This window comes from Telluria sp. ZT3P39, from assembly GCF_059685935.1.
Map to the genome: position 1 here is coordinate 98,801 of NZ_JCASIH010000012.1, position 16,770 is coordinate 115,570.

The 16,770-nt window shown below is 61.1% G+C and carries 15 protein-coding genes and 1 tRNA gene; 1 reads left to right on the plus strand and 15 read right to left on the minus strand.

The features are described 5' to 3' along the window. Window positions 1-122: 122 nt before the first annotated feature. Both AC56LR_RS13420 and AC56LR_RS13425 read right to left on the minus strand, forming a co-directional pair. Window positions 123-488 carry a hypothetical protein gene (locus tag AC56LR_RS13420; protein ID WP_497131034.1) on the minus strand — a complete coding sequence of 122 codons (366 nt, stop codon included), beginning with the start codon at window positions 486-488 and terminating at the stop codon, window positions 123-125. Between the two features lie 266 nt (window positions 489-754). Further along, on the minus strand, window positions 755-937 hold the full coding sequence (locus tag AC56LR_RS13425; RefSeq protein ID WP_497131036.1) for a hypothetical protein: 183 nt from the start codon (window positions 935-937) through the stop codon (window positions 755-757). A 542-nt stretch (window positions 938-1,479) separates the two neighbouring features. Here AC56LR_RS13425 and AC56LR_RS13430 point away from each other — a divergent pair. Then, window positions 1,480-1,899: a hypothetical protein gene (locus tag AC56LR_RS13430; RefSeq protein WP_497131038.1), complete on the plus strand. Its 420-nt coding sequence runs from the start codon at window positions 1,480-1,482 to the stop codon at window positions 1,897-1,899. A 75-nt stretch (window positions 1,900-1,974) separates the two neighbouring features. Here AC56LR_RS13430 and AC56LR_RS13435 read toward each other — a convergent pair whose 3' ends face one another. The 13 genes from AC56LR_RS13435 to tolA form a co-directional block, all read right to left on the minus strand. Then, window positions 1,975-2,139, minus strand: a complete 165-nt coding sequence (locus tag AC56LR_RS13435; protein WP_497131040.1) for a hypothetical protein — start codon at window positions 2,137-2,139, stop codon at window positions 1,975-1,977. A 79-nt stretch (window positions 2,140-2,218) separates the two neighbouring features. Next, a complete protein-coding gene (locus tag AC56LR_RS13440) occupies window positions 2,219-2,497 on the minus strand; it encodes a PAAR domain-containing protein (protein ID WP_497131042.1) in 279 nt (92 codons plus the stop codon). A gap of 199 nt (window positions 2,498-2,696) precedes the next feature. Then, complete coding sequence (locus tag AC56LR_RS13445) at window positions 2,697-2,951, minus strand: Imm74 family immunity protein (protein WP_497131044.1); 255 nt, start codon at window positions 2,949-2,951, stop codon at window positions 2,697-2,699. A 92-nt stretch (window positions 2,952-3,043) separates the two neighbouring features. Continuing rightward, window positions 3,044-3,451, minus strand: a complete 408-nt coding sequence (locus AC56LR_RS13450) for a hypothetical protein (RefSeq protein WP_497131046.1) — start codon at window positions 3,449-3,451, stop codon at window positions 3,044-3,046. Window positions 3,452-3,479: 28 nt separating this feature from the next. Then, window positions 3,480-3,731, minus strand: coding sequence for an Imm74 family immunity protein (locus AC56LR_RS13455; protein ID WP_497131048.1), 252 nt, complete (start codon window positions 3,729-3,731; stop codon window positions 3,480-3,482). A gap of 3 nt (window positions 3,732-3,734) precedes the next feature. After that, entirely contained in the window at window positions 3,735-8,696 is a 4,962-nt protein-coding gene (locus AC56LR_RS13460) for an RHS repeat-associated core domain-containing protein (protein ID WP_497131050.1), read from the minus strand. A 9-nt stretch (window positions 8,697-8,705) separates the two neighbouring features. Continuing rightward, window positions 8,706-11,672 (minus strand): type VI secretion system Vgr family protein, encoded by a 2,967-nt coding sequence (locus tag AC56LR_RS13465; protein ID WP_497131052.1) that lies wholly within the window; start codon window positions 11,670-11,672, stop codon window positions 8,706-8,708. Window positions 11,673-12,586: 914 nt separating this feature from the next. After that, window positions 12,587-12,835 (minus strand): hypothetical protein, encoded by a 249-nt coding sequence (locus AC56LR_RS13470; RefSeq protein ID WP_497131054.1) that lies wholly within the window; start codon window positions 12,833-12,835, stop codon window positions 12,587-12,589. 127 nt (window positions 12,836-12,962) lie between these two features. Then, a tRNA-Lys gene (locus AC56LR_RS13475) sits at window positions 12,963-13,038 on the minus strand. Between the two features lie 60 nt (window positions 13,039-13,098). Continuing rightward, window positions 13,099-13,854: a tol-pal system protein YbgF gene (gene ybgF, locus AC56LR_RS13480; RefSeq protein WP_497131056.1), complete on the minus strand. Its 756-nt coding sequence runs from the start codon at window positions 13,852-13,854 to the stop codon at window positions 13,099-13,101. Between the two features lie 102 nt (window positions 13,855-13,956). Continuing rightward, complete coding sequence (pal, locus tag AC56LR_RS13485) at window positions 13,957-14,478, minus strand: peptidoglycan-associated lipoprotein Pal (RefSeq protein ID WP_497131058.1); 522 nt, start codon at window positions 14,476-14,478, stop codon at window positions 13,957-13,959. A 49-nt stretch (window positions 14,479-14,527) separates the two neighbouring features. Further along, window positions 14,528-15,790 (minus strand): Tol-Pal system beta propeller repeat protein TolB, encoded by a 1,263-nt coding sequence (gene tolB, locus AC56LR_RS13490; RefSeq protein ID WP_497131060.1) that lies wholly within the window; start codon window positions 15,788-15,790, stop codon window positions 14,528-14,530. A gap of 26 nt (window positions 15,791-15,816) precedes the next feature. Then, window positions 15,817-16,752, minus strand: coding sequence for a cell envelope integrity protein TolA (tolA, locus tag AC56LR_RS13495; protein ID WP_497131062.1), 936 nt, complete (start codon window positions 16,750-16,752; stop codon window positions 15,817-15,819). Between the last annotated feature and the right edge of the window lie 18 nt (window positions 16,753-16,770).

Below are 16,770 nucleotides of genomic sequence, written 5' to 3' on the forward strand. Positions count from 1 at the left end.
TGATCTGCCACAGCGCCTCGGTGATTTGAACGCGCGGCCGGCGAAGCCGGCCACCCTACATTTTCATGCTAACTGAACAGCATTACCGCTCACTGCAGTTGTTTTTTTAGGGAGAAGGACTGTTACAGGGAACTGAAACGCAGCAGGGGATCGTCGCGATGCTGTGCCACGCGCACTTCACCCTGGCCGCTGCCGCTGCGGTCGAAGACGAGCGAAATGGACCGGTCGGTCGACGTGAACGTGTACTGGTCGCGCGCCGCCAGGGTCTGCCGTTTATTCCTGCCCAGGTCGACGTACAGCTTGTCGTCGACCAGCCGGATCCACATCGTGCGTCCATCGCTCAACCGGTATGCGCCCGCGATCTCCTTCATCTGCTGCTCGCTCATGTCGAACGAAGCCGGCCGCGACGCCGATGGTGGAGCTGCCTGCGCGCTCATGCAGCCAGCGGCCAGCAAGCATGCCAGAGCAAAAGACCTGGAAGTAATCATCGTATTCTCCTGTGGGTTGCGGATTCGGCCCCGATGGCGTCGGGGCCGTTCAAGTCGCCGCTGCCGTGTTGCTGGCTCAGCGTTGATACCACAGTAAAATAAATTTCCCCAGGGAATCTTGATGGTCGGCAACTGAAATGCACCGCCGCCGCATTTCATGCGGGGCAGCTTGTGCGGGGGGGAGGGTGCAGCCGGTCGAGCATGCGTGGCGGATAAGGCGGGCCGCGCAAGGGCGGCCGGGCGCTGCGGCTGGACGGCGGTGCGGCTTATTCCATGACGATCACGAGCGCGGCCAGCCCCAGGCACAGGCCCATCGCCACGCCCACGCGCTTGCGCAGGCGGCGGCCGTTCGAGACCATGCTCTTGGCGAAGGTGCGCTTCGGCGCGGCAGGGTTGCTGCGGTCGACGGTGGCTGGATGGATGCTTGGAGGCGAATGTTCGGTGTTCATGATGATTCCTTATTGCCGTCTCCACCGGAGACTGGTCTTGGTTGATGTGCTGGATGCAAACAGGCCAGGGTAGGTGGACATGCGCTTGCCGGTACCCGGCTTTGACTTCACATTCGGTCCGCACTGCAATGCGCGCTGTTGGGTGAGCTGCACGATATGTTATTCATTTTACATGTCGGGCGAGCGAATTCAAGACCGCATACGATTCGTTACAAGCTCAACTAATTGCCCTTCATCAACAATATCCTGCCGCGCCCGCAGAAAGTCAAGCCCCGACTGCATTGCCGGACGCTGTCGCGATCCGAAAAACCCTTACGCAGGGCGATTCATGGATCATGTCGTCCCGATCTGACTTTTGCCGCTTCGAGACCGTTTCGTGATGTCGGGGACGCCGTCCTTGCGCGCAGCGGACGCCGCCCTAGACTGGGTTAACCGTCCCTGGCCTGACCAGTGATGCGCGACCCGTCCGCCAGGCAGCGCGCCCGATTCCGTCCTGCACCGATGCCTGTCGAACGCCCAACCATTTTCGCGAAGGAGCAATCATGCGTTCCCTATCCCTGGCAGTTTCTGCCAGCCTGCTGGTACTGGCATCCGACGCCGGCGCCCAGGCAAGCAAGTATCCGGTAACGGCCGACAGCGCCATCTCCAGCGTGCAGGTGACGGCCCCGGCACGCCGCATTTTCCAGGAAGATCTCGACACGGTCCGCGGCCAGTACGCCTTGTCCAATGGCTGGCGCCTGAAGGTCGATCCGGCCGCGAGCGGCATTTCCGCGCGCATCGACAAGCAGCGTGCTATCCATCTCGTTGCGCTATCGAAGGATAAATTCGTGTCCCGCGACGGCAACGTGGAAATGGTCTTCAACCGCGGCGACCAGGGCGAGGACATGGTGATGAGCTATGTTCCGGCCGACTCGAGGATTGCCCAGGTGATCGTGGTGAGGGCGACGCTGGCGCAGCGCTGAACGACAGCTTCCAGCTGCAACGAAGAACGCCAACCCGAAGGTTGGCGTTTTTTTTCAGGCCCGGCACCGCAGCGCTTACTGCCCGACGCAAATGATCTTGGTCGTGTACTCGTGGGCGCTGCCCTTTTTCTTGCTGGCCCAGTCGATCACTTCCTGGGCGTCGGCCACCGTCATCACGGTGGCTTTTTCCTTGTTCCTGATAAAGGAGACGCCTTCGAACTTGCCTTCCTTGCTGCGCATGACTTTGGCGAAGACAAGCGCCTTGTTCTCTTTGTCGGCGAGATTGTTTTGCTGGACGACGTCACATGGCGATTCGGGCTCAACCAACCGTCGCAGGCACGCTGCCGATCAGCTTGCACCCGCATTCCGTCGTGCATCCTTCGACGGCAACGGGCACCCCGTCGAGTGTCAATGTGTTGTGGGCGGTAATGATCTTGTTTACGCCATGTGGTTTGCCGCCGGGGTAGGGCAGCGGACAGTCAACTTTGTCGCCCAGTCGGGCGATCGCTTTTCCCCTGATGTCGTGGTTGGGCGAACCGCTAATTACTGTGCCGCCATGATCGGTTTTGTCTCCGACTGTAATAATCTTCAATGACATTTGGCTCTCCGGTGGAATCGGTGACGTTAGGAGATCGGCCATCCGGCTCGGGTTACTGCGTCCTGAATGCCCTGCCGCGGCGGCAGCTCGGCTGGTGGCAGCGGCCGGCCGCCAAGATTTTTGTCTACCTGTTACGCTTACTCGCAAGGGATGATCGACCGCTAACGCTCGCGGTTCGGACGCAGCTTTATATGACTCACTATTCAATCTCCAAGAACATTTTTCTTCTGGAGAACTCCTCCTTTAGGAACTGAATCAGCTGCTCCTTCTCGGCGGGAGTCACGTCTTCTAGGTCATTTGGCGCATCCCACTTTTCGAAGGTGTTCTGATACAGCACGAAGGCGGGAGATCCGTAGCCCCTCAAAAGCGCTTCACCATATACAGTAACGCTCTTAGCGCCGTCCTTCACCCGAAGGTGCCCACGTGCAATTTCTGTCAGTTTTATATCGTTCATCGAGCGGTGCTATTAGAGATGCCAAATTATGCTTTATAAATCATGCCTCTAAACTTAGTTTTTTGAATAGCGCTCGAATTTGATCTTTAAACTTAGATCGCCTTGCTTCGCATCATAGAAAAAATGGCATTTCCCAATTCGCACGAATCCAGAAAAGCATTGCTTGGATGATTGCTTATAAACTTTAGATTTACATCCTTCTTGCATGCTTTTATTACTTTTGATTCAAGAATGTTGGATTCAAAAAACTCGATTAGATCAAATAAATACGTTACGGAGAATTTCCTTACTTCCTCGACTTCAATCACGCAATTGGCGGATTGTCCGCAAACACTGGCTTTTCTCAATAAGCGATATTGTGTTCGGCCCTCATCTGTTTGAATCGGTGGCGAGCATAGTTTTTCGACAGATACCGCGAGAAGACCTTTTTCGTCAATCGCTATGGCTTCCGAATCAGCAGAGGCAGAACCGTGTTTTAAATCGAACTCAATTGTATGCATGATTAATTTCTATGCGCGATGCGTACTGCTATTCGAAATCGACAACCGAGCCGCGATCCTGAAAATGTTTCCGAATTGCGCGAACGATCTCCTGCCTCTCATTTTCAGTCAAGGCAATGTCCGGTGGCACCTCCCAGTTATTCAATGAGTTCAGATAGATGACGTAACTTGGGTCGGTGGGTGCTAAGGCAATGAGTGCTTCGCCTAGAACACGTACATGCTTGTCTCCACTCTTTAATCGTATGTCTCCCCGTGAGACGTGAACGACTTCAAAATTCATACTTTACCTCTTGAAAATGGTTTTCGAGTTTCCGGATTTCGGGTCAACAATATCGATTTGGTTAACTGCTGGATTTTTCATGAGGGAGCCTTTCTCGTAGCCTTCCCAGATATTTCCCGACCGTAAATCTTGTCCAACAACGCCTCGTACGAGTCCGCACGTGCCTTGGGCATAGGCTCGAGACATTTCACCCCATTCTTTTACAACCACTGGATTCTTGTCATCCCAAGCCGGCATTTGTATTTCTTGGCTATCAATCAGCATTTCAAGCGTCGTTCCACCGTGAGTCTTGGCAATGTTGGCAGCGATATCCATCCCGCCGACACCTTCAGTTCTACCGGACCAGAAGAACGCGGTGTTTGGCTCCGTCTTCATAAGATGAGTTGGTCGCTTAATAAAGCGTCCATTCTCACGTTCATGCCATCGGTTAGTCTTGCAGTTCCACGTCGGCGACAACCCCAACGGATCAACCCACATAGTTGGATTTGGTCCGTACTTGTAGAAGTTGTGGCCACCGAAGAATCGGATTGGATCCTGCGTCAGATACCGTGTCGTATCGGGGTCATAGTAACGGTACCTGTTATAGTGCAGCCCCGTCTCTTCGTCAAAATACTGGCCCTGAAACCGTATCGGATTCCGCATCCCGGCCTGGTACGCCGCCGCGCTGATCGCCTCCTTCGCCTGCCCCCACGCCTTGTACTGCGCCGACCAGGCGACCTCGCCGTCGCAATCCGTCAACTCCTGCGGCGTCCCCAGATGATCGCATTGATAGAAGGCGATCTCATCTTTACGGAACGCCTCGGCTTCCTGTTCGAATTCCCCGTTCCATAGCGGATCGAGTGCAATGTCATACTTGCCGTCGTTGCCCGCCATCAGCGCCTTGACATCGGTGGTGGGCGCCAGTCGAAGCGCCCGGCTTCGCGTAGCCTGCAGCAGCGGCACGAAGCTGTCGCGCTCGTACACATAGTGCACCGTCCGTTCGCCCCCCGCGTGGCCCCGGTGCACGCTGCTTTCCAACGCCAGCGTGTCGCCGTCCCAGCCGTACATGGTCCGGGCCGTCTCCCGGAGGGTAGTACCTTCCACGGTCTGGCTATGCTTGGCAATGCGCCGCCCCATCGGATCATAGGCAAAGGTGGTGACGCCATGCCAGGTCGTGGCGCGCGTCATCCGGTTGAACGCATCCCATTCATATTCGGACCGAAGGCCGTCCTGGGTACGCTCCACGACGTTGCCGCGTTCGTCATAGCGGTAGCGGACGCCGGCATATTCCTTGAGCAGATTGTCCAGCAGTTTTGGCAGCGGGGCGCGGCGGGTAATGGGTTCCTGCTGCGCTGTATCGGCTGCAAGGATGTTGCCGGCCGGATCGAAGGCGAAAGTTTCGTGGCCCAATGCGCTGTTTGCCGCCAGCAGCCGTCCGACCGGGTCATAGCGGTATTCGACGCGGCCACGGCGGCTGTCTTCTAGGCTGGCCAGTTGGCCGGATGGGTCATAGCGGTAGCGCCGCAGGATCGCGGCTTGCATGCCGACCTGGACGTCGGGCCGGTACGTGTCGGGATAAGAATACCGGTCCTTCCGGCTGACCTGCGCGATGGCGCCGAGCTTCTGTTCGATCAGGCGTCCAAGCGGGTCGTACTTCATCGTTTGCAGCAGACCGTTGGCCTGGGTGCGGCCGGTTTCCTGGTACAGTGCGTCGCGCTCGAAGGAGACAAGGTCTTGTCCGTCGAGCAGCAGGCCGTGCACGTGGCCGGCGCCGTAGGTCAGCCAGTCGACGCGGTGGCCGTCGGGGCGCGTGGTGCCGGTGCGCTGGTTGAGTTCGTCGTGGTGATGGTGCCAGACCGCGGTGCGCTTCTCAAGGTGGAACGGGCCCTGGTAGTGCTGGTGCTCGCGCACCAGGTTACCGGCTGCGTCGTAGAACCATTGCAGCCTGGCGTGTTCGTTCTTCGCTTCGGCCAGCTGGCCGTTGGCGTTGTAGGCGAAAGTTTCGGCCTGCTCGGGCTGGCCGGGGGCTGCGGCCCGGCGTTGCACGAGCCGGCCCATGGGGTCGAAGTCGAGCCGCGTGGTCACGCCGGCTTCGACGGTTTCCGCCAGCACGCCGCTGGCTTCGTCATAGCGGTACTCGGTGACTTTGCCGTCGAAACCCTGTTCCTGCAGCAGGCGGCCGACCGGATCGTACTGGAAGCGGTAGACGCTGCCGTTTTCGTTTTCCAGCGCGGACAGGCGGCCGAGCGCATCCCACTTGTAGTGCAGGCTGTGTCCCAGCGCGTCGGTGCGCTTCGCGATCAGTCCGGCCGCGGTGTAGCGATAGGCGCTGGTGCGTTGCAGTGCGTCGGTGTGCGCAAGCAGCCGGCCTTCGGCGTCGTGGCGTAGTCGCTCTTCGCTGCCGTCGGGGTGGATGATGGCTTCGAGCTGGCCGGGGTGGTTGCCGTCGCCGGTGCCTTCGATGTGCACCTGTGCCAGCGTTTCGGCGCTGAGCGGCGTGTAGCGATAGCGGGTGACGTTGCCGGCGGCGTCGATGCTCTTGACCAGGCGCTTGCGGTCATCGTACTCCCATTGACTGCTGTGTCCGGAACAATCAAGGTAGCCGGCGGGCAGTCCGTCCCGGGTGTAGGCAAGTTTCTTGACGCCGCCCTTGGCGTCTGTGACTTCGATCGGCCGGCCGGTCTTGTCGTACGCGTATTGGGTCTTGTTGCCGCGCGGGTCTGTTTCCTCGACCAGATGGCCCTGTGCATTGTAATCACGCTTCCAGGTGCCGCCTTCGCCGTCGCGGATGCCGGTGACGCGGTGCTGGCTGTCATACTCGAAGTGGACCTGGCTGCCGTCAGCGCGTGTGTGCGTAAGCAGGTTGCCGAGCGCATCGTAGTGGTGGTGCTCGCTGCTGCCGTCGACATGGATGTGGCGGACGACGTTCTTGGCGTCGTCGCGAAAGAACCATTCCTCGCGCCCGTCCGGATAGACGATGCGATAGGTATAGCCGGCGATGTCGTAGTAGTAGCGGGTCTCCTGCCCAAGCGCATCAAGGACGTAGGTCAGGCGGATGTTCTTGTCCCATTCGAGCCGGATGTCGTCGCTGCCGTCATCAAGCCACTCGCGGATCGCTTTGGCGTGAAGCCCGCTGTCGATGCTGGTGTCGTAGGCGAGGTTCATGCCGCGCCCGGTGCGATCCAGGTAGCGGGTGACGAGGTGGCGATCGTACTGGTACTGCCAGGCTGCAGCGTTTTCGTCCTGGGCGCGGATCAGGTCGCCGTGGTCGTCGTAGTCGTAGGCAGCGAGCTGGCGCACCAGCTTGCCGTCCTTGATTTCCCAGAGCGCGCGGATGCATCCGGTATCAAGGTCGACCTGGGTGCCGACATGGGCGACGATGGTCTCGCCCTGCTTGCTGATGATGTCGCTGAGCACCTCCTCGCCGGCGTGGGGGCCACTCGCGACCACGTGATCGTAGCGTAGGCCGAGGGCCGCGCCGTCGCGGGAATGCAGCGCGATCAGCCGGAAATGCTCCTTGCCCAGCTCAAGCGCCTTGGCACGCACGGTGTCGACCAGCTCGTAGGTTTCGCGCCAGGGGCTGGGTTCGCCCTCTGGCAGCGGCTTGCCGAAGTCGAGCGTGAGCAGGGTGGCGCTCATGCGGGTGAGCGTGACTTGCTCGACCGGGTCGTGGTGCTTCTCGCCGATGCCAAGGTACGGATAGCGGTGGCTGCGGCCGTCGGCGGCGTGATAGAGCAGGGCGGCGGGCTTGCCTTGACCGACTACGTCGATGCGCGTGCTGTACGGGGTGAGCCAGCGCGCGCCGAGGTTGCCGCGATCATAGGCGATCAGCTGGCTGCGGTAGGTGCGGCTCCACTCGACAGGGAGCGGCGCGTCCAGTACGAAGTCAAGGTGGGTGAAGGTTTCGGCGCCGGTGGCGAAGCTGATCGAGTGCGCGGTGCCGCCTTTTGCGGGGCACAGCTTGCAGGCATTGGCGTCGCCCTTGGCCGGGCTTTGCCGGCCGCTGGCGCCCAGTTCGTGGCCAGGGTTGTTCTTCTTGTGGTCCGCGCCCTTGCTTGATGGGACCATCGCCGGATGCCGCTTCTTGTGCTTATTGAGCGCATCGCGCAGCCGCATCAGTATCCACCGGATGCTCATCTGCGCCTGTTCGTCGGCCAAGGCGGCGAGCTTGCCGCGAAACGCCGGCTTGAAGGCGGTCAGGTGGGTGATGATGCTTGTTACGCCCACGACCGCGCTCTGCGGCAGTTGGCTGGCTGCCATAGCGACAGCGTAGTTCGCGGTCTTCTTGTATTGTCGGCCAAGGGCGCCAAGCATGCGGCGCCAGCTGCTTTCCACCTTGGGGTCGTGCAGCTTTCCCTCCACTTCCTCTGGGGATGTCACATCGAACAGCGGTTCCTTGCCGATGCAGCGCTTGAGGATCTTGATCAAATCGTCGGCAATGCCATCGGCAGTATTGGCGCAATCGTCAAGGATGCCTGCCAGCTTGCCCATCGCGCTGTCGACAAAGGTGTCGATCTCGCCGGCCAGCCTGGCGTTGAGGTGCACGATCAGCACCTCAACCAGCGCGCTGCCGAGATCCTTGACGCCCAGCGCCAGCTTTTGCCGGACCAGGTGCAGTGCCGGCCGCAGGCTCATGCGCGCCGCGCCCATCGCCGGCGGCACCGGGACCACGCCGATCAGATTGATGCCAAGGCTCACCCATAGCAGGAAATCGACTTCCTTCCTGGCGATGTATTTCTGGGTTACCTGCACCATGTCCATGATGGCGTCGATCAGCGCGATGATGTTGCCGATCACCGGCAGGCTGCCAGCCACGGTGCTCAGGCGTTCCAGCGTCACATAGTCGTAGCTGATCTTGCGCAGCCATTTGTCGAAGGCGGCGGCGCCGGCGCCTATGTCTTGCTGGTCTATCGTGTTGAGCGGGGCGACTGCGACTTCCGGCGCGCGTTGGGCGGGCTTGGACGGGGACTGCGTGGGTTCAGTCATGGTGGCTTTTTATATGACGGATTTTTTCGGGATCGAGGGCGGTACTTCAGCGCCGATGCGCGGCAGTGATCCGGGCAAACCGAGGGGGGATCCGACTTTCGCCAGGGCCGTCTGTCCGACAGCTGCCAGCAATGCTTGCGCGCCGCCTTTTGGCAGCGCCTGCACCGCGTTTGCTGCTTGCTCCGCAGCTTGCGCTACGGCGCCGAACTTGCCGGCTGCGCCGTTGAGACTGTCTGCCGCAGTCTTGGCGCCGACGGGCAGTCCGGGGTTCTGCGCCCTAAGCGCTGGCGCTGGCCGGTCAGCCGTGGGCGCGGTAGGGGCAGCGGCGCCAGTTTCGGACAGCGCCACGGTCGGCCATTCGGTTCCCTGGCCGAAGTAGCTGTCTTCATCCCATGGGTCGCGCGGGTCCTTGCCGTAGCTGACCGTGGCCATTCCCATCGGCAGGCCGGCCACGCTGGCAAAGCCGTTGCCATCGAGCGTCCCTTGGTGGACGCCACCTTCGGCGTCGACGACGGTGTAGTCGCCTTGCCTGATCCCTTGCTTCTTGCCGCCTTCCGGGTTCACGTACTGGTGATACAGGTCGAGCTTTCCCGGCGGCAGCTGCACGGGCTGTGGCAGGCTCGGCGTGCCTTCGCTCTTGGCGGGCTCGAAGCTGTGGTGCGCCGCGTGTTGCACCCAGTTGCCGCTGGTGCCATGGACGATCCCCGATGCGTTCCAGCGGCTGAAACTGGTGCCGCCGTTGATCACCACCTCTTCCTTTGCCGTGATCGTGATCCGGTTGGCGGTATGGGTGATGTTGAGCTTGGCCAGGATGTTGATGCTGTCCTTCAAGGCGGTGATGTCGATGTCGGCGCTGGCCGCCACCAGCTTCATGCCGGCCTTGTAGGCAAACATGCGGACCGCTTCCTTTACGCTGACGAGCAGGCTCTTGCCCGCGCTCAGGCTGGCATGGCCGCCGCTGCTCAAGGCGGTGTGCTCCACGCTCATCAGGTGGGTGGACCCCTGCGTGCTGGTTTCGATGCCGGCGGGGCTGGCTAGAAGCAGGTGGGGAGCCTGGAATTCCGGGAATTCGCCTTGGCTAGGCGTGCCCCCCTGGCCTTTGATGGCCTCGACCTGCGCCTGCAGCGCGGCGACGACCTGGTCCTGGTCGCCCGGCTGGTGCGCCTGCGCCTGTTGCGCGACCTGCGACAGGCTGTCGTGCAACTCCTGGCCCTGCTTCATGCGCGCCACCGTCTCGGCCATGTCGGCGATATGGGAACGGGCGTTCGGCCGTCCTTCGGTGCTGAGCAGCAGGCCCTGCTGCGCGCGCACCGCACCAATGCCGTCGCTGCGCAGCTCGAAGCCCTGGCCGCGCGCGTCCTTGCGTCCGGCATTGTCTTCGATGCGGTTGATATGGCCGAGGCTGAGCTGGCTGGCGAGATGGTCGCTCTTGAGTTGCGCCTGGATCTGCCCCAGTGTGTCATCCAGCACCAGATGGTTGCTGCGTCCACCGGGCGTGTTGCCGCCCCCGGCGGTCAGCTCCCGGCTCCTGATCCCCATCAGCGCCCTCTGGTCAGGCAGCTTCCACGGCGGCATATAACTCTGGTTGTACACCGAGCCGGTCACGATTGGATGGTCGGGATTGCCATCGAGCCATTGCACGATTACTTCCGATCCAACCCGCGGATGGCTGGTCAAGCCCTTCTCGCCGCCGGCCCAGTTGCTGCTTACCCGTGTCCAGCAGCTGCCGCTTTCGTCCCGGTCCCAGTGAAACTTGACCTGGATGCGCCCGTACTGGTCCACGTTCAGGCTGCCCTGGCCTTCCGCGCCGACCACGGTGGCGGTCTGCAGGGCCAGCAGTCTGGTGTCCGCGCTGTTGAAGCCGCGTCCCGGACGCCAGGGCAGGGACTTGCCCTGGCAGAGCAGGCGGTTCTTGTACTCTGCCACCGCGCCTTTGCCTTGCAGGTAGTTGTTGCTGGCTTCGTGATGCACTTCCAGGACCAGGAATTCGCAGTCTTCACTCTCGCTGTAATGGTCTAGCAGCTTGAACCATCTGCCCGGCGCAACCTGCCGGTTGTTGCCCTTTCCTTCGTACAGCTTGCCGCGGGCTTCGATTTCTTCCATGCGCAACTGCGCAAGTTGGTCGGCGCCCGACTGGTGCTTGAATCCGTAATGCCCCTCATAGCTGTGCACCTCCAGGTGCGGAATATCGCCTTGCTGGTTGATGGTGACGGTATCCGCATGTACCGGGTGCGGATTCTTGAAGTCGAAGCCGCTCACCGCTGCCTGTCCGGACGCCCACCGGCGCAGCGGGCTCCATTGGTCGATGGAGTTTTCTTCGGCCGCGCCACCGGCGCCATGGAAGCGGATGCCGGGCGATGGCCCGTCGATCGGCGCGGCGGCGCGGGTGTCGTCGCAGACCATGAGCGTATGGCCTTCGCCGCTGTGCTCGTACCAATAGCTGTAGCCCGCCGCTTCCCAGCGTCGGCACAGGTAGTTATGGTCGGTCTCGTCCCATTGCGTGGACATCGTGAACTGCGGCTGTTCGCCGGCGACTTTCCACTCCCACTCAGGCAGGCTGCCGTAGCCGGCGAAGATCGTCTCGGTCTGTTCGCTCAGGCTTTGCGCATGGAACAACCGGTTGTTCCGGCGCAGGCGCGTGTAGCCCAGCCATGGCTTCAGGACGGCTTCATAGAACACGACGCCGCCGTCCGTATCGACCAGCTTGAATGAAGCGACATAACCGGTGAACGGACGCAGGCTACCGTCGTCCTGTACCAGCGAGACGCACAGCAGCTTGCCGTGCATTGCCTCGAGCTCGATCCCGGCGTCGTCGCTCAGGAGTTCGATCTTGAATTCGAAGTCGCGCGACAGGTATTCCGTGCCTTCGAACCGGTTCACCATCAGCTTGGCTTGCGGGCCATCGCCTCTCGGGAACGACAAGCGCAACAGGCGGGTGCTTCGGGCGGCTTCCAGCATTGCTTGCAGGTCAGTCATCGTATTTGCCCATTAGTTGAGCTGGACATTGTTGAATTCGAGATGCTCGAAGTGGCTATGAGAGCGCGTCTGAACTTGCGACGAACTTTTTGACTGTAGTCATTAAATTGCGATTGGCTAGTGACAAAACGCAAGTCCTTGCGAAGTCACGCCACGCAGCCGTTTCCGCGATTTATTTCAGTCTCAGGGGGGATCGAGCACAACGCATCACGATAGGCCAGTGCGGAAGTCAACGGGACCTGCAGGAGATGGGCGGTTGGAAGTTGGCTGCGATGGTGCGGCGCACCTGGCGCCGGCACACATGGCGCGTCGCGCGGCCGTAGTGGACGGGCTGCTGCGCGCCACAAATACGGCACAGTAGGTAAAGAAGGGGATTGCTGCGGGTACAAAAAAAGGCGTCACGATTGCTCGTAACGCCTTGATCTGATACTACAAATTCGTGGTAGACCGTGTGGGATTTGGACCTGCGACCAAGGGATTAAAAGTTCCTGAAGCAGCTCCTATTGGCTTGAAGTTCCTAGGCGCTGCCGAAGCCATTGCGGTAGGGACTTCCTGGCCGCGCCTGTGTCATTGCCGAATGTCTCGTTTTTGCTCGGTTCGACCCGACCTTGACGGTGATGGATGCCGCTTTCCCCTGATGATCTGGCTTCCACCAGAGAACGACCAGACGCCGTTTTCGATGCAGTTAGCCGCGCCCGGTTGCCGATGAGCGACGGCGTGTTGTTGATGATGAATCAGTTCTTGCAGGATCCCAAATGATAGCCGAAATGCAACACTTTGACTAAATATTCTCCCGCTGCTTTAAGCAACTAACCGCTCACCTGCACTCGCGAATGCGCTGCTCATGTTCGGTGTGACACTGAGAAACGGTGCTATTTTGCCGCGCCTCCGCGGTATTCATTGCACCACACCGCTTACTGCCCGACGCAAATGATCTTGGTCGTGTATTCGTGGGCGCTGCCCTTTTTCTTGCTGGCCCAATCGATCACTTCCTGGGCGTCGGCCACCGTCATCACGGTGGCTTTTTCCTTGTTCCTGATAAAGGAGACACCTTCGAACTTGCCTTCCTTGCTGCGCATGACTTTGGCGAAGACGGGCGCCTTGTTCTCTTTGTCGGCGAGCTTGTTTTGCTGGACGAGGTAACGCTGGTCGATGGTTTCCATGCTGGTGTTCTGTACGTGAGGGGTCGAGATCGTATTCTACGGCGGTGGGGGCGCGTTCGAATCGACCGGAAAAGGGATCGGAAAACAAAAACGCCAACCCGTGAAGGTTGGCGATTTTGCTGAAACTTGGTAGGCCGTGCGGGATTCGAACCTGCGACCAACGGATTAAAAGTCCGCTGCTCTACCAGCTGAGCTAACGACCCGAAGAAGCGAGATTATAGGATGCTGGACTCATCCTGTCAAATCCCGGCCCGCGCGGGAACTTATTTCAGCGAAGCCAATCGGTCTTTCGCCGTCTTGCCGGCGCTGGACTCCGGATACTTCGCCACCAGCTGCTGCAGCGCCTTCCTGGCGTTCTTGCTGTCCTTGAGCAGGGCATAGCTGCTGGCGATGTTCAGCATGGCGTCCGGCACCTTGTTACTGCTGGCATAGGTGCTGGTGACGACTTCCTGGGCCGCGATGGCCTTCTTGTAGTCGCCCAGCGCGTAATAGGCGTTGCCGAGCCAGTACTGGGCGTTCGAGGCGTAGGGCGATTCCGGGTAGCGGCGCACGAAGTCCTGCAGCGCGGTGGCGGCGCCCTTGTAGTCGCCCGACTGGAACATGGCGGTGGCGCTCTCGTAGGCGGTTTTCTCGGACGGCAGCACCTCGGCGGCCTGGCCGTCGATGGTTTCCTGCTGCGGCTCGATCTTCTTGATGCGCGCGTCGAGGTCGGCATAGAGCTGCTTCTGGCTGTTCTGCGCTTTGCTGATCTCGTTGGCCAGCACTTCGATCTGGCCGCGCAGGCGCGAGATTTCCTGCATGGTCTGCTCGTGCTGGTTCAGCATGTCGAGCTGGACGGTCTTGTCCGACTTGGTGTCGATGCGGGCGTTCAGGTCGCGGGCAATGGCGTCGACCTTGGTGCGCAGGTCGAGGATGGCCTTGCGCGCTTCGTCGTCGTCGAGCAGGCCGGCGGAGGCCTGCAATGGCATCCAGGCCATCAGGATCAGGCAGGCGAGGCGGGACAGGGACAATTTCATCATGGCGGGAATCTTTCCGGTTGCAGAGTAAAACGGGGCGGATGCAGTCTGCACTGCGATCCGCCCCGCTGTCAATCGGCCGTGTCTACGACAGAATCAAGTCGATTACTGGTAAACGATATCGGCGCGGCGGTTTTCAGCCCATGCGGCTTCGTCGCTGCCGGTGGCTTTCGGCTTTTCTTCGCCCAGCGACACGGCTTCCATCTGGTTGTCCGACACGCCCAGCGAATTCATCGAGCGGCGCACGGCTTCGGCGCGCTTCTGGCCCAGGGCCAGGTTGTACTCGGTGCCGCCGCGTTCGTCGGTGTTGCCCTGGATCAGGACCTTGCGGCCGGTGTTCTTGGTCAGGTAGCCCGAGTGGTTGGCGACGACCGGCTTGCCGTCTTCGCGCACGACGAAGCTGTCGTAGTCGAAGTAGACGCTGCGGTTGGCCAGCACGCCTTTTGGATCGTTCAGCGGATCGACGCTGCCGGTTTCGACTGGACGGATGTCGCGCGAATCAGCAGGCTGGGCTGCCGGGGTCGGGCTCTTCTCGACCACCGGGGTCTCGTTCAGTTTCGTCGGCGACGAGCAAGCGGTCAGCAGGGCGGCCGAAGCGATGAGGGCTACTTTCTGGAAGTGGCGCATGGTTTTTCTCCTTGTCTAATAAAAAGGGTGTTGCATTTGTTTTACATCATTACTTCATGAAGGGACCCCAGCTGGGCTCCCGAATGTTTCCCGCTTTGGTCGTCAAGCGCTGCTTTACCCGTCCGTCCACCGAGACCACGGCCAGCGAGACACGCCCGCCGCCCTTGGTCGCATACATGATGTACTTGCCGTTAGGCGAAAAACTCGGTTCGGTGGCCCCATCGGCCAGGCGCAGCTCCTGGCCGCTGGCCAGGTCCATCGCATAAAGGGAGAAACCGCCGCCGCGCTGGGAGATCCATGCCAGGGTCTTGCCGTCCGAAGACACGCGCGGGCTGATGTTGTAGTTGCCGTTGAAGGTGACGCGGGTCGGATTGCCGCCCGAGACGCTCATCTTGTAGATCTGCGGGCCGCCGCTGCGGTCGCTGGTGAAGTAAATGGTCTGGCCGTCGGCCGAGAACTGCGGCTCGGTGTCGATCGACGGGCTGTTGGTCAGGCGGCGATGGCCGCTGCCATCCGAGCCGACGGTATAGATTTCGGTATTGCCGTCTTTGGACAGCGCCACGGCCAGCATGTTGCCGTTGGGCGCCCAGCTTGGCGCCGAGTTGTTGCCCTTGACGTTGGAGATCACGTTGCGGCGGCCGGTCATCAGGTCCTGCAGGTAGACCACGGGCTTGCGGTCTTCCATCGAGACATAGGCGACCTTGCTGCCGTCAGGCGACCAGGCCGGCGAAATGATCGGCTCGCGGCCGCGGGTGGCGACGATTTCGTTCTCGCCGTCGGCATCGGCCACGGCCAGCGTGTAGTTGCGGTTGGCGCGGTCTTCCTTCACGTAGGCGATGCGGGTCGAGAAGATGCCGCGGCTGCCGGTCAGCTTTTCGTAGACGTCGTCGGCGATGCGGTGCGCCTGCAGGCGCGTGTACTTCGGCTGGACTTCGCCACCGAGCTGGGACAGCTGGGTGCCGCCCACGGTGTCGTGCAGCTTGTAGCGAACGGCAAGGCGACCGTCCGGCTGGCGCGCCACGCTGCCCACCACCAGCGCCTGCACGCCGCGCGCCTTGAAGGCGGCGAGGTCGACGCTGGCGCTGTCGCTGATAGCCTGGCCCGCATCGGTGACCTTGAACAGGCCGCTGCGCTCGAGGTCGGCTCGGATGATGGCGGACACTTGTTCCGGGGCCACCGATTCATCGGCGAAGGCTGCGACGGCAACGGGAATCTGGTTGCTGCCGACGCCGGCGATTTCAACCTTGAGCTGGGCCTGGGCGGAGCCCATCAGGACGGTAGCGCTGAACAGCAGGAAATGGAGTTTTTTCATATTGATCGTTTGATTGGACTAACTAGTCAGTCGTAATCCTTCATCGAGAAATTGACGTCGAGCGTGCGCTCCACCGTCCCGTCTTTTTTCTTCGGGAGAGGAGAAGCATTCTTGATACCATTTTGAACTGCCCGGTCGAACTCAGGCACACCGCTGCTTTTCACCAGGCGCACCGACATGATTTCGCCGGTCGGCAGCTGGTCGACCTTGAACACCGCCTTCGGGTTGCCCGGCATGCTGGTGCTGCCGGCGTAGGCCGTGGCGCTCTTGATCGCGGCGGTGATCGCGGCCACGTAGCCGGCATCGGCCTTCGGCGCGGTGGACTTGGCGGCAGTGCCGGTGCTGCCCATGGCGCCGGCCATGCGTTTCAGGTCGTCAGCACGGATCTTGGCCAGCTGGGCAGCTTCGGCTTTCTCGGCCTTGTCCTTGGCGGCCTTCTCGGCGGCCAGCTTCTCGAGCTTCTTCTTGTCGTCCGCTTCCTTCTTGGCCAGTTCCTTTTCCTTGCGCTCGGCGTCGTCGCGCTTCTTCTGCTCGGCCAGCTCCTTGCGCTGTTCTTCCTTGCGCTCGAGTTCGCGTTTCTCGGCCAGCTCCTGCTTGCGCGCTTCTTCCTTCAGTTTCTTTTCGCGCTGCAGGTTGATGTCGGGCGGGGTCGGGGCAGGGCGCTCGACGGGCGGCGGCTCGGCCGCGCGCGGTGGCGGCGGGGCCGGCTCCGGTTCAGGTTGCGGCTCGGGCTTCGGCGCCGGCGGGGGCGGCAGTGCCGGCGCGGCGGCGGTCTGCACCGACATGTCCCAGACTTCGGCTTCGACCGCGACCGGTTCGTTGTTCTGCCAGCTGATGCCGAACCACAAAAAACTCACCAGCACGGCGTGCACCGCCAGCGCCAGCAGGAAAGCGGGCAGGCGGCTCGGTTCGGGCGGTACGCTGTAGGGCGCGCCGGCGGTGGCAGGCTTCAGTGCGGGCATGGATGCGTCTCGGGGCTC

Excerpts from the sequence above, each read along its gene's own strand:
- AC56LR_RS13425 (WP_497131036.1), bottom strand. The coding sequence starts at position 937 with ATGAACACCGAACATTCGCCTCCAAGCATCCATCCAGCCACCGTCGAC.
- AC56LR_RS13470 (WP_497131054.1), bottom strand. The coding sequence starts at position 12,835 with ATGGAAACCATCGACCAGCGTTACCTCGTCCAGCAAAACAAGCTCGCC.
- AC56LR_RS13460 (WP_497131050.1), bottom strand. The coding sequence starts at position 8,696 with ATGACTGAACCCACGCAGTCCCCGTCCAAGCCCGCCCAACGCGCGCCG.
- AC56LR_RS13435 (WP_497131040.1), bottom strand. The coding sequence starts at position 2,139 with ATGCGCAGCAAGGAAGGCAAGTTCGAAGGCGTCTCCTTTATCAGGAAC.
- tolA (WP_497131062.1), bottom strand. The coding sequence starts at position 16,752 with ATGCCCGCACTGAAGCCTGCCACCGCCGGCGCGCCCTACAGCGTACCG.
- AC56LR_RS13430 (WP_497131038.1), top strand. The coding sequence starts at position 1,480 with ATGCGTTCCCTATCCCTGGCAGTTTCTGCCAGCCTGCTGGTACTGGCA.
- AC56LR_RS13455 (WP_497131048.1), bottom strand. The coding sequence starts at position 3,731 with ATGAATTTTGAAGTCGTTCACGTCTCACGGGGAGACATACGATTAAAG.
- tolB (WP_497131060.1), bottom strand. The coding sequence starts at position 15,790 with ATGAAAAAACTCCATTTCCTGCTGTTCAGCGCTACCGTCCTGATGGGC.
- AC56LR_RS13465 (WP_497131052.1), bottom strand. The coding sequence starts at position 11,672 with ATGACTGACCTGCAAGCAATGCTGGAAGCCGCCCGAAGCACCCGCCTG.
- pal (WP_497131058.1), bottom strand. The coding sequence starts at position 14,478 with ATGCGCCACTTCCAGAAAGTAGCCCTCATCGCTTCGGCCGCCCTGCTG.
- AC56LR_RS13450 (WP_497131046.1), bottom strand. The coding sequence starts at position 3,451 with ATGCATACAATTGAGTTCGATTTAAAACACGGTTCTGCCTCTGCTGAT.
- AC56LR_RS13440 (WP_497131042.1), bottom strand. The coding sequence starts at position 2,497 with ATGTCATTGAAGATTATTACAGTCGGAGACAAAACCGATCATGGCGGC.
- AC56LR_RS13445 (WP_497131044.1), bottom strand. The coding sequence starts at position 2,951 with ATGAACGATATAAAACTGACAGAAATTGCACGTGGGCACCTTCGGGTG.
- AC56LR_RS13420 (WP_497131034.1), bottom strand. The coding sequence starts at position 488 with ATGATTACTTCCAGGTCTTTTGCTCTGGCATGCTTGCTGGCCGCTGGC.
- ybgF (WP_497131056.1), bottom strand. The coding sequence starts at position 13,854 with ATGATGAAATTGTCCCTGTCCCGCCTCGCCTGCCTGATCCTGATGGCC.